General features: G+C 72.9%; 11 protein-coding genes and 1 tRNA gene. 8 read left to right on the forward strand and 4 right to left on the reverse strand.

Annotation, left to right across the window (positions count from 1 at the left end):
- Positions 1-99: 99 nt before the first annotated feature.
- A tRNA-Leu gene (locus tag ICW24_RS13035) sits at positions 100-182 on the forward strand.
- Between the two features lie 195 nt (positions 183-377).
- On the forward strand, positions 378-1,082 hold the full coding sequence (locus tag ICW24_RS13040) for an ANTAR domain-containing response regulator (protein WP_226346150.1): 705 nt from the start codon (positions 378-380) through the stop codon (positions 1,080-1,082).
- Between the two features lie 72 nt (positions 1,083-1,154).
- Here ICW24_RS13040 and ICW24_RS13045 read toward each other — a convergent pair whose 3' ends face one another.
- Positions 1,155-2,006 (reverse strand): DUF554 domain-containing protein, encoded by an 852-nt coding sequence (locus ICW24_RS13045; protein ID WP_226346151.1) that lies wholly within the window; start codon positions 2,004-2,006, stop codon positions 1,155-1,157.
- A 151-nt stretch (positions 2,007-2,157) separates the two neighbouring features.
- Here ICW24_RS13045 and ICW24_RS13050 point away from each other — a divergent pair, with 151 nt between their 5' ends.
- The gene (locus tag ICW24_RS13050; RefSeq protein ID WP_226346152.1) at positions 2,158-2,766 is read left to right on the forward strand and encodes a GNAT family N-acetyltransferase; all 609 of its coding nucleotides are present in this window, start codon (positions 2,158-2,160) and stop codon (positions 2,764-2,766) included.
- 79 nt (positions 2,767-2,845) lie between these two features.
- On the opposite strand, the gene ICW24_RS13055 is transcribed toward ICW24_RS13050, so the two are convergent.
- On the reverse strand, positions 2,846-3,202 hold the full coding sequence (locus ICW24_RS13055) for a PaaI family thioesterase (RefSeq protein WP_226346231.1): 357 nt from the start codon (positions 3,200-3,202) through the stop codon (positions 2,846-2,848).
- 134 nt (positions 3,203-3,336) lie between these two features.
- Between ICW24_RS13055 and polA the strand changes: the two genes are divergently transcribed.
- Positions 3,337-6,126, forward strand: coding sequence for a DNA polymerase I (gene polA / locus ICW24_RS13060; protein ID WP_226346153.1), 2,790 nt, complete (start codon positions 3,337-3,339; stop codon positions 6,124-6,126).
- A gap of 181 nt (positions 6,127-6,307) precedes the next feature.
- On the opposite strand, the gene ICW24_RS13065 is transcribed toward polA, so the two are convergent.
- Positions 6,308-7,192 (reverse strand): class I SAM-dependent methyltransferase, encoded by an 885-nt coding sequence (locus ICW24_RS13065; RefSeq protein WP_372360642.1) that lies wholly within the window; start codon positions 7,190-7,192, stop codon positions 6,308-6,310.
- A 405-nt stretch (positions 7,193-7,597) separates the two neighbouring features.
- On the opposite strand from ICW24_RS13065, the gene rpsA reads away from it, so the two are divergent.
- The 3 genes from rpsA (at position 7,598) to ICW24_RS13080 (ending at position 11,094) form a co-directional block, all read left to right on the forward strand.
- Entirely contained in the window at positions 7,598-9,067 is a 1,470-nt protein-coding gene (gene rpsA / locus ICW24_RS13070) for a 30S ribosomal protein S1 (protein WP_226346154.1), read from the forward strand.
- Positions 9,068-9,219: 152 nt separating this feature from the next.
- A complete protein-coding gene (coaE, locus tag ICW24_RS13075; protein ID WP_226346155.1) occupies positions 9,220-10,413 on the forward strand; it encodes a dephospho-CoA kinase in 1,194 nt (397 codons plus the stop codon).
- A gap of 87 nt (positions 10,414-10,500) precedes the next feature.
- The gene (locus ICW24_RS13080; protein ID WP_226346156.1) at positions 10,501-11,094 is read left to right on the forward strand and encodes a hypothetical protein; all 594 of its coding nucleotides are present in this window, start codon (positions 10,501-10,503) and stop codon (positions 11,092-11,094) included.
- Between the two features lie 74 nt (positions 11,095-11,168).
- Here the strand turns inward: ICW24_RS13080 and ICW24_RS13085 are convergent, their stop codons facing one another.
- A complete protein-coding gene (locus ICW24_RS13085) occupies positions 11,169-11,495 on the reverse strand; it encodes an MmyB family transcriptional regulator (RefSeq protein ID WP_226346157.1) in 327 nt (108 codons plus the stop codon).
- Here ICW24_RS13085 and ICW24_RS13090 point away from each other — a divergent pair.
- Positions 11,494-11,913, forward strand: a complete 420-nt coding sequence (locus ICW24_RS13090) for an aldo/keto reductase (RefSeq protein ID WP_226346158.1) — start codon at positions 11,494-11,496, stop codon at positions 11,911-11,913. The genes ICW24_RS13085 and ICW24_RS13090 overlap by 2 nt on opposite strands.
- Positions 11,914-12,014 lie beyond the last annotated feature (101 nt).

Here is a 12,014-nt window from a genome sequence, read left to right on the forward strand (position 1 = left end):
CGCCCGGCCCGCGGCCGGCCGCTCGTCCTCGGCCGGCCGGCCTCCGCCGTGCCGGCCGACGGGGGCGGCGGGCCGCGTTATGCTGAACGACGATTCCCGGCCGGGATGGTGGAATGGCAGACACGGAGCACTCAAAATGCTCTGGCCGAGAGGTCGTGCGGGTTCGAGTCCCGCTCCCGGCACCGCACTCCCTGCACGTTCCGCGCGGCGGACGTCTGCACGCGTCAGCGCAGGGGCCGGCCGGAGCGGATACGGTGCGGGGGAGGGCGGCCCCCGACGGCGGCAGGACGCCTTTGCGCGAGACCCCCACCCGGCCCACCGGCATCGACGCGAGCCCCGGCGCCGGGCGGTCGGTTCGGCGGTCTAGGGTGGGCGACGTGACCGACGCCAACGACTCCGCCATCCCGGTTCCCGCGGCTCCGGCCGCCCCGAGCGGTCCCGACGCCGCCGAGCCCGCCACCTCCGCGCCCGGGGCCGACGACGCCCAGGACCGCGAGGGGGGCGCCGGCCGCACCCGCGTCGTCGTCGCCGAGGACGAGGCGCTCATCCGCCTGGACCTGGCCGAGATGCTCGGCGAGGCCGGGTACGACGTGGTCGACCAGGTCGGGGACGGGGCCGCCGCGGTCGAGGCGGTCCGGGAGCACCGTCCCGATCTCGTCATCATGGACGTCAAGATGCCCAAGCTCGACGGCATCAGCGCCGCCGAGGAGATCGGCCGTGAGCGGATCGCCCCGGTCGTCATGCTCACCGCGTTCAGCGACAGGGAGCTCGTCGAGCGCGCCCGCGACGCCGGGGTCATGGCCTACGTCGTCAAGCCCTTCACCATCGACGACCTCCGGCCCGCCATCGACATCGCCCGGTCGCGCTGGGCCGAGGTCGTGGCGCTCGAGGCCGAGATCGCCGACCTCGGTGAGCGCCTCGAGACCCGTAAGGCCGTCGACCGGGCCAAGGGCATCCTCATGAGCCAGCTCAAGCTGAGCGAGAAGGACGCCTTCCGCTGGATCCAGAAGACGGCGATGGACCGTCGCCTCGGGATGCGGCAGGTGGCCGAGGCCGTCATCGACGGGATCCCCGGCCGCTGACGCGCCGCGCCACGTGACCTGCGGGACGCCCGCTCCGACCGACGTCGGGGCGGACGTCCCGCATGATGCGGCTCAGGCCAGGGTCGCGACGAGCTGGGTGAGCAGCGGGGCGACGACGAGCGCGGGCAACAGGTCGCCCACGGGGATGTCCCGGATCCGCAGGAGTCGGAAGGCGATCCCGACGAGGAGGAGCCCGCCCGTCGCGGTGAGCGCGCTGATCTGGGCGTCCGGCATGACGCCGCCGAGCACGAGTCCGGCCACGGTGAGTAGGCCCTGGATGACGACGACCGACACCGCCGACGCGAGCACCCCCACGCCGAAGGACGCCGCGAACGCCATTGCCGCGAACCCGTCGAGGACCGACTTGACGGCGAGTTGGTCGATGCCGCGGCCCAGCCCGTCGTTGAGCGCCCCGAGGATGGTCAGCGGGCCGACGCAGAAGAGCAGGGTCGCCGTGAGCCACCCCTCGATGAACCGCTCCCGCGGGGAGGCCTCGACCTCGCGGGCGCCCGGCGCGCGCTCGGTGGCGGGCTCGTCCGACGCGACGGAGCCTCGCCCCGGGCCCGCGGGGCCCGACGCGCGGCGGCCGCCCGGCAGGCGCCGGGCCACGATGCGTTGTACGTGGTCGGCGAGCCCCTCGAGACGGTGCTCGATCCGCAGCAGGGAGCCGACGACGCCGCCGATGAGCAGGCTGCCGAGGACGATGAGCACGGGAGCGGATCCGCCGACCGCGTCGGCGAACGCGGCGTCCGTGACGGCGGTCGCCGACAGGGCCGCCATGAGCAGGGTGACGAGGCCGAGGCAATCGGTGACGACCCCCCGGGTGGCCGCGGGGAGCCGGTGCCCGATCGTCATCCCCACCAGGGCGCCGAGGACGACCGTCGACGCGTTGAGGACCGTGCCGAGGCCGGGGAAGCTCGTCATGGCGTCACCCTAGACGGCGGGTCGGCCGGGGCCGCCGCGTCCTCCTCGGACGAGCGTCCCGGACAACCGCTCACCACGGGGGCGCGGAGGGTCTAGTGTGTGCGGCGGACGAGTCCACCAGCGTCCGACCCCACCCCCTTCAGGAGCAGCGATGTCGCGAGTCGGTACGTCGATCCGGGTCTTGTCGGAGGCCGTGTCGGGAGGGGTGCCGGAGCTCGCGCCCGACGAGGCCTTCGCCGCGTTCGCGCAGCTGTGGGTCCAGCGCCGGGTCGACCTCGGTCATCCCGCCGACAGCGCCCGCCGGGCGGTCGCCGACGGCCGGCTCCGGGAGGCGGCCCTGTCGAGCGACGTCGTCGTCCAGCTCGCGGTCTGCGCCGGGGAGATCCGCGGCTTCGCGTGGGTCGCCGTCCGCCCGCTGTCGACCCTCCTCGACAGCCCGGGCGTGACGATCGAGGACATGTACGTCGACCCCGACCGCCGCCGCCACGGGACGGCCAAGGCGCTGCTCGTCGCGGCCGGCACCCTGTCGCAACGCAACGGCGGCGACCAGATCGCCTGCGTCGCGCCGACGCACGCCCGCACCCTCAACCGGGTTCTCGCCCGGCTCGGCTTCGTGCCGGCGGCCACGTCCCGCGTCGCCTCCTCGTCGGCGCTGCTCCGCCGCCTGCGCGGCGGGTCCTCGCCGCGGGACGCCGTGCTGCTGCGCCGTCGCACCCACCGGGCCCGACTCGCCGCGGAAGGCGTGGCCCTGGCCCGCTGAATCCCTGCCCCGAGCGGCCCGGTCGGCCCCCCGGAGGGCGGACCGGGCCGAGGTGCCCCACGGGGTACGCGGGACCGACTCAGGCGCCCGGCGGGCGCAGGCGGATCAGGCAGGTGAGCCGGGCGGTGCACACGCGCCGGCCCTCGTCGTCGCGGACGACGATCTCGTACGTGGCGAGGCTGCCGCCCCGGTGCAGCGCCGTGGCCACGCCGTGGACCCGCCCCGTGCGGGCCGCCCGGTGGTGGGTGCACCCGAGCTCGATGCCGACGGCGATGCGATCGGCGCCGGCGTGGGCGGCCGCGGCCAACGACCCGAGGGTCTCGGCGAGCACCGCGCTCGCGCCGCCGTGGAGGAGGCCGTACGGCTGGGTGTTGCCGGCGACGGGCATCGAACCGGACCCACCCTCCGGGCCGTACTCGTCCAGCTCGATCCCCATGCGCCCGATGAGGGTGTCCGCGACGTCGTCGGGGTCGACGACCCACCCTCGTGTCCCGTCTCCGCCGGTGCGACCCGCCTCGCTCATCCCGCCTCGTCTCCTTCGTGTCGGTGCCTGCCCCTACGCTGCCATGTGTGAGCCGACTTCTCCTCCTCGACGGACACTCGCTGGCCTACCGGGCCTTCTTCGCGCTGCCGGCCGAGAACTTCTCGACGACGACCGGCCAGACGACGAACGCCGTGTACGGATTCACGTCCATGCTCATCAACCTGCTGCGCGACGAGGAGCCCACGCACCTCGCCGTGGCCTTCGACCTGTCCCGGCAGACCTTCCGCACGCAGGAGTACGCCGAGTACAAGGCCGGCCGAGCGGCGACGCCCGACGAGTTCCGCGGCCAGATCTCGCTGCTGCAAGAGGTGCTCGACGCGCTCCGCATCCGCCACGTCTCCGTCGAGGGGTTCGAGGCCGACGACATCATCGCCACCCTGACCACCCGGGCGGCGGCCGCGGGGCTCGACGAGGTGCTCGTCTGCACCGGCGACCGCGACGCCATCCAGCTCGTCGACGAGCGCACCACCTTGCTCTACCCGGTCAAGGGCGTCTCCGAGCTGTCCCGCATGACGCCGGCGGCGATCGAGGCCAAGTACGGCGTGACGCCGAACCGGTACAGCGACCTCGCGGCCCTCGTCGGGGAGACCTCCGACAACCTCCCCGGCGTCCCCGGAGTGGGCCCCAAGACCGCGGCCAAGTGGATCGGCGCGTACGGCGATCTCACCGGGGTCGTGGCCCGGGTGGACGAGATCAAGGGCAAGGCGGGGGAGAACCTGCGGGCGCACCTCGACCAGGTGCTGCGCAACCGACGGCTCAACCAGCTCGTGCACGACGTGGACCTGCCGCTCGACATCGCCGATCTCGCGCGCGCCGACTGGGACCGCGACGAGGTGCACCAGGTCTTCGACGGGCTCGAGTTCCGGGTCCTGCGCGACCGCCTCTTCGCCACGCTGACCACCGCCGAGCCGGAGGGCGAGGGCGGCTTCGACGTGCGCGGCGAGACCCTGGCCCCCGGCACCGTGGCCGCGTGGCTGCGTGAGCACACGTCCGCCCAGCAGCCGGTGGATCCCGCGGCCCGGCCCGAGGAGGTCACCGCCGAAGGCATGACCGCCGAGGTCGAGCCGGCCGCCACGCCGTCGACCACGCCGGCCCCGCCGTCGGCGGCCCGGACCGGCGTCCACGTCGTCGGCGCGACCGCGCGCTTCGGGGTGGGCGACGCCCAGGGCCTCGCCCTCGCCGGGGCCGACGGCACCGGTGCGTACGTCGACCTCGTCGACCTCACGAGCGATGACGAGCGCGAGCTCGCCGCCTGGCTGGCCGACCCGGCCCGGCCCAAGGTGCTCCACGACGCCAAGGGCCCCCTCCACGCCCTGGCCGCGCGCGGCCTCCCGGTCGCCGGCCTCGTCTGCGACACCGCCCTCGCCGCGTACCTGCTCAAGCCCGACCAGCGCTCGTTCGACCTCGCGGACCTCGCGCTGCGCCACCTCCACCGCGAGCTGCGCGACGACGCGGAACAGGCCTCGGGGCAGGGGGTCCTCGACTTCGCGGCGGAGGAGTCCGACGGTGCGGCCCAGGGGGCGATGGTGCGGGCCCGCGCCGTCGTCGACCTGTCCGACGTCCTCGTCGCCGAACTCGAGTCGCGGGAGGGGCTGCCGCTGCTGCGCGACCTCGAGCTGCCGGTCCTCGACGTCCTCGGCCGGATGGAGCGCACCGGGATCGCCGTCGACTCCGACGGGCTGGCCACGATGGAGGCCGACTTCGCCGCCAAGGTGGCCACCGCCCAGGCCGACGCGTTCGCCGCCATCGACCACGAGGTCAACCTCGGCTCGCCCAAGCAGCTGCAGGTCGTGCTGTTCGAGGAGCTGGGCCTGCCGAAGACGAAGCGGACGAAGACCGGCTACACGACCGACGCCGAGGCCCTCGCCGACCTCTACGCGAAGACCGAGCACCCGTTCCTCGAGGCCCTGCTGCGCCACCGCGACGCCTCGCGCCTGCGGGTCACCGTCGAGGGCCTCATGAAGTCCGTCTCGGACGACGGTCGGATCCACACGACCTACCAGCAGACGATCGCGGCGACGGGCCGCCTGAGCTCCACCGACCCCAACCTGCAGAACATCCCGGTGCGCACGGAGGAGGGTCGCCGGATCCGGTCCGCCTTCGTCGTCGGGGACGGGTTCGAGTCGCTCATGTCGGCCGACTACAGCCAGATCGAGATGCGGATCATGGCGCACCTGTCGGGCGACGCCGGCCTCATCGAGGCCTTCCGGGCGGGGGAGGACCTCCACCGGTTCGTCGGCAGCCGGGTCTTCGGTGTCGAGCCGGCCGACGTCACGTCGGCGATGCGGGCCAAGGTCAAGGCGATGTCCTACGGACTCGCCTACGGGTTGTCGGCATTCGGCCTGTCGCGTCAGCTCCTGATCCCGACGTCCGAGGCGACCGAGCTCATGGACGGCTACTTCGAGCGGTTCGGCGGGGTCCGCGACTACCTGCGCGACGTCGTCGAGCAGGCCCGGCGCGCGGGATACACCGAGACGATGCTCGGGAGGCGCCGCTACCTGCCCGACCTCGGCTCGAGCAACCGTGCCCGGCGCGAGATGGCCGAGCGCATGGCGCTCAACGCCCCGATCCAGGGGTCGGCGGCGGACGTCATGAAGCTCGCCATGCTGCGGGTCGACCGCGCGCTGCGCGAGGCCGACGCCGCGTCGCGCGTGCTGCTGCAGGTGCACGACGAGCTGATCCTCGAGGTCGCGCCGGGGGAGCGGGAGTCCCTCGAGGCGCTGGTGCGCGAACAGATGGGCAGCGCCGTCGAGATGGACGTGCCGCTCGACGTCAGCGTGGGCGTGGGAGGGAGCTGGCACGCGGCCGGTCACTAGAGCGGCGAACGGAGGCGAGCGTGCGAGCCGTCGTGAGCGCGACAGAGGGTTCTGAGCGGCGAACGGAGGCGAGCGTGCGAGCCGTCGTGAGCGCGACAGAGGGTTCTGAGCGGCGAACGGAGGCGAGCGTGCGAGCCGTCGTGAGCGCGACAGAGAGTTCTGACCACCTGCGCACCGGTCGTCACCCCGGCCGTCGCGCGACCCAGATGCAGGTGCCGGGCAGGATCGCGCCGCGGGTGGGGCTCCATCCGCCCCAGACGGACGTGTTCTCGTCCGGCCATTCGGGTTCGAGGAGGTCGACCACCTCGAGGCCGGCGGAGACGAACTCCCGCAGGCGGGCGCCGAGCGTGCGGTGGTGTTCGGCGTACGTGGGCCGGCCGGCGAGGGATTCGACGTACGGGGTGGTGTCCCAGTAGGACATCGTCGCGACGAGACCGGCCGGACCGGGGTCGTCGGGGAAGCACCACCGCATCGGGTGCGGGGTGGAGAAGACGGCCCGCCCGCCGGGACGCAGGACGCGGGCGACCTCGGCGAGCACGACGTGCGGGTCGGCGACGAACGCGAGGACCCCGTGGGCGGAGAAGACGATGTCGAACGAGGCGTCAGCGAAGGGGAGGGCCCGGCCGTCGCACTGCACGAGCGGCAGCGTTGCGCGAGCGCCCTTCTCGTCGGCGTCGTCGACGCGCGCGGACCCGTCGATCGCGCGGGCCCGGCGGAGCATCCCGGCCGAGAGGTCGGTGGCGACGACGCGGGCGCCGGTGCGGGCGACGTACCGGCCGCCCTGCGCGGCTCCCGCGCCGATCTCGAGGACGTCGGCGCCGGCCACGTCGCCGAGGAGGTGCAGGTCGGACTCCCGGACGCCCTCGGGTCCCCAGACGAGTTCGGCGTCGCCGAGGAACGCCCCGTGTTCGGCGTAGTAGTCCTCGGCCTGCTCGTCCCACCAGGCCCGGTTCGCCCGGGCGGAGTCGTCGGCCCCGACGTCGCGGCGGGCGGCGACGATCTCGTCGTGCACGGGCTTCCCGTCGGGTCCGAAGGCGACGGCGGCGGTCTGGTCGGAGTCGCTCACCCCGGCAGTCTCCCAGCCTGTGGCGTCCCGGCGGACCCCCGCGCGAGCGGATCGTCGGTCGGGCGGATCCGTCGCGTGGCGACCGGGACTTGGAGACCGACGGTGGGATCGGTAGGGTAGACGTGCGCATGGCGTGCGCTCGCCGCACGATCGTCCATCGTCCGCATCGCTCCGGCCGCGATCGTCCCAGATCGCTCCGGCGGCCACCCGAGACCAACGGGTGGCCCGAGGATGCACGACCCCGCCCGATCGTCGCACCGGTGAGCGGACCCGTGTCGCACCGCACACCTTCACGATCGGCCGTTCCGCGGTTCGTTCGCTCGGGTGTGCACACCCTGTTCGCCGGAGTGCGCTGCCGAACGCGTGCCCCTTGATTCCACTGTCCACCAACGGAGCCCCAACTACATGACTGCCAGCCCGGCCACTTCCGAGATCGCGATCAACGACATCGGGTCCGAGGAAGACCTCCTCGCCGCCATCGACGCGACGATCAAGCACTTCAACGACGGCGACATCGTCGAGGGAGTCATCGTCAAGGTCGACCGCGACGAGGTTCTGCTCGACATCGGCTACAAGACCGAGGGCGTCATCCCCTCGCGTGAGCTGTCGATCAAGCACGACGTCGACCCGTCCGAGGTCGTCGCCGTCGGCGACGACGTCGAGGCGCTCGTCCTCCAGAAGGAGGACAAGGAGGGTCGCCTGATCCTCTCCAAGAAGCGCGCCCAGTACGAGCGCGCCTGGGGCACGATCGAGAAGATCAAGGAAGAGGACGGCGTCGTCACCGGCACCGTCATCGAGGTCGTCAAGGGTGGTCTCATCCTCGACATCGGCCTCCGCGGCTTCCTCCCCGCCTCCCTCGTCGAGATGCGCCGCGTCCGCGACCTCCAGCCGTACGTCGGCAAGGAGATCGAGGCCAAGATCATCGAGCTCGACAAGAACCGCAACAACGTCGTCCTGTCGCGCCGCGCGTGGCTCGAGCAGACGCAGTCCGAGGTGCGCACGAGCTTCCTCAAGGAGCTCCAGAAGGGCCAGGTCCGCCCGGGCGTCGTGTCCTCCATCGTCAACTTCGGTGCGTTCGTCGACCTCGGCGGCGTCGACGGTCTCGTCCACGTGTCCGAGCTGTCCTGGAAGCACATCGACCACCCCTCCGAGGTCGTCGAGGTCGGCCAGGAGGTCACGGTCGAGGTGCTCGACGTCGACATGGACCGCGAGCGCGTCTCCCTGTCGCTCAAGGCGACGCAGGAAGACCCGTGGCAGCACTTCGCCCGCACCCACGCGATCGGTCAGGTCGTGCCGGGCAAGGTCACCAAGCTCGTTCCGTTCGGTGCGTTCGTCCGCGTCGACGACGGCATCGAGGGTCTGGTCCACATCTCCGAGCTGGCCGAGCGTCACGTGGAGCTGCCGGAGCAGGTCGTCACCGTCGGTGGCGAGATCTTCGTCAAGGTCATCGACATCGACCTCGAGCGTCGCCGCATCTCGCTGTCGCTCAAGCAGGCCAACGACGCGGCCGCGGGCAACGCCGAGTTCGACCCCACGCTGTACGGCATGGCGGCCGAGTACGACGAGCAGGGCAACTACAAGTACCCCGAGGGCTTCGACCCCGAGACCAACGAGTGGCTCGAGGGCCACGAGAAGGAGCGGGAGACCTGGGAGAAGCAGTACGCCGACGCGCACGCGCGCTGGGAGGCGCACCGCGCCCAGGTCGAGGAGGCCCAGAAGGCCGACGCCGAGGCCGTCACCACGGGCGAGGCCCCCGCGACCTCGTACTCGAGCGGCGGCTCGTCGTCCGACACGGGTCAGGTGACCTCCACCGAAGGCACCCTCGCCTCCGACGCGGCTCTCGCCGCGCTGCGCGAGAAGCTCACCGGCAACTGAGTCGGCGCGGCCCCGGCCGCCTCGACGGTTCACGCGGACGGCCCGTCCCCCACCGGGGGGCGGGCCGTCCGTCGTCTCCGCGTCGGACCCGCCTGGTCGGGCGTCCGACCGCAAGACCCCCACGCTCCGGGCGGCGCGCCTACAGTGGGGTCATGCTGAAGGTGGGCCTGACCGGCGGAATCGGATCCGGCAAGTCGACGGTGGCGCGCCGACTGGCAGAGCTCGGCGCGTGCGTCGTGGACTCGGACGTTCTCGCGCGCGAGGTGGCGGCCCCCGGTGGTGACGGGTTGGCGCGCGTGCGGCGCCGCTTCGGGGACGGCGTCATCACGGCGGACGGGTCCCTGGACCGGCCCGCCCTCGCCTCCGCCGTCTTCGGAGACGACGCCGCCCGAGCGGACCTGGAAGGCATCCTGCATCCCCTCATCGCGGAGCGGACGGCGCAGGTCGTGGCGGCCGCGCCGCCCGACGCGATCGTCGTGCACGACGTCCCTCTGCTCGTCGAGAAGCACATGGGCCCCGGCTATCACCTCGTCGTCGTGGTCGATGCGCCGGCCGCGGTGCGGCTGGAGCGCCTCGTCGGCGAACGCGGCATGGGGGAGGCGGACGCGCGAGCCCGCATGGAGCACCAGGCGAACGACGACACCCGGCGTGCGGCCGCCGACGTGCTGCTGCCCAACGGCGGCTCGCGCGAGGAGCTCGTGGCGGCGGTGCACGAGCTGTGGCACGAGCGGCTGCGCCCGTTCGAGGAGAACGTCCGGCTCGGCCGCCCGTTCCGGCGGCCCGACACCCCGGTGCTCGTCGACTACGACCCCGGCTGGCCCCACGCGGCTCGGCGGATCGTCGACCGTCTCGGGGCTGCCCTCGGGGACCGGGCGCCCGAGATCGAGCACGTGGGATCCACCGCCGTGCCGGGGATGCCCGGCAAGGACGTCATCGACGTGCAGATCGGGGTGTCCAGGCTCGCCGACGCCGACGACCCGGACTTCATGTCGACCATGGCCGACCTCGGCTTCCCGCGGATCGACGACTACCGGATGGATCACCCCACGGAGGACCTGCCGGACCCGTCGTTGTGGGTGAAGCGGTTCCACGCCTCGTGCGACCCGGGCCGCGTCGTCCATGTCCACGTCCGGGAGCTCGGCAGCGCAGGCTGGCAGTACGCCCTCCTGTTCCGCGACTTCCTGCGCGCCGATCCCGAGGCCGCGGCCGAGTACGTCGACGTCAAGGACCGGCTCCGGCGCGAGTCCTCCTCGAGCGCGGACTACGCCGAGGCGAAGGCCCCGTGGTTCGGTGAGATCTGGCCCCGCATCCAGGCCTGGGCGCAGCGGTCCGGCTGGCACGACTGACCCCACCGCCGATCCGACGAGCTCGATCGGCCCACCCGGCGCCGGCCTCCGGTACAGTCCACTCACCCTGTCCCACCACAGAATCGGGTGATCGTCGTGCCGTCGTCCCTTCGTGCCGCCCTCGCCGTCCTCGCTGCAGTCCCGGTGCTGCTCGCCGGTACGGCGGCCTCCGCCCCCGCCTCGTCGACGACGCCGACGGCCGTCCGGGCCTCGGCCGACCGCCCCCTGACGGACGCCCCGGATGCCGTTGCCGGCGGCGAGCGTCATCGGCCCCGGTGCCGGGCGACGAACGAGAAGGAGATCGCCCGCCTCTTCGACCGATGGAACGCCTCCCTCGCGACGGGACGGGCGGACACGGTCGTGCGACGCAACTACGCCCCCGGCTCCGTCCTGCTGCCCACGCTGTCGAACGTCCCGCGGGACACTCCCGAGGAGCAGCGTGACTACTTCACGCACTTCCTCGCGGGCCGACCCACCGGTCGCATCGTGTCCCGGCACATCGACATCGACTGCCGCACGGCCGTCGACGCCGGGCTCTACACCTTCACCTTCGGCGACGGGCGGGTCGTGCCGGCGCGGTACACGTTCACGTACCGGTGGACCGGCCACCGGTGGCTCATCACGAGCCACCACTCCTCGGCGATGCCGGAGGCCACACCCGTCGCGCCCCACGCGCCCTGACCGCGCCGGTCGAATCGACGCCTGGCATGAGCCGAGGCGTCGCGGGACCGTGTCCCCGCGGCATCTCGCCCGTGTCACGACGTCGCGGACCGCACTCCGGAGGAGGTCCGATCGGCGAGCAGCCGGAGGCGTTCGTCGGAGCGGGACCCGGGCGCCGCGGAGAAGACGAGCATTTGCAGTCCGCGGTCCACGGCGAGGTCCATGCTCTGGAAGACGAGGTCGAGGTCGCCGACGACCGGGTGCCGGATGCTCTTGGTGCCGGCGCGATGGTCGACGACGTCGTGGGCGTCCCAGAGCTCCCGGAACTCCTGGCTGTGGGCGGCTCCGGGAGGGGTCCCTGCCGGTGCACCTACCGGCGGACCCTCGCGCGGGCGACCGGGAACGGGTTGACTCGGCGTCATGAGATACCGCCACCTGCCCGGCACCGGAATCAGCGTCTCCAACCTGGCCCTCGGCACGATGGGGTTCGGCACCGCGACCGACGAGAAAGACGCGTTCGCGATCCTCGACCGGTTCGTCGAGGCCGACGGCAACCTCGTCGACACCGCCAACGTGTACGGCGGGGGCGTCTCCGAGGAGGTCGTGGGCCGCTGGATGGCCGACCGCCCGGACGACCTGAGCGAGCGCGTCGTCCTCGCCACGAAGGCACGGTTCGGCACGGGGCCCGACGTCAACGAGGTCGGCAACTCCCGCCGCAACCTCGACCGCGCCCTGAGCGCGTCGCTGCGCCGCCTCGGGCGCGAGAACATCGACCTATACCAGCTGCACGGCTGGGATGCGCTGACCCCGATGGAGGAGACGAACGTCTCGACGAGGTGAGCGCCCCGACGCCGAACGACTACCCGTACGGGCCGTTCGGCGAGAAGCAGCGCCACCGCTACGTCGAGTCCTCCGAGCAGGCCATCGGCGAGCTCTTCTGA

Source organism: Agilicoccus flavus (assembly GCF_014857905.1).
Taxonomy (GTDB): domain Bacteria; phylum Actinomycetota; class Actinomycetes; order Actinomycetales; family Dermatophilaceae; genus Agilicoccus; species Agilicoccus flavus.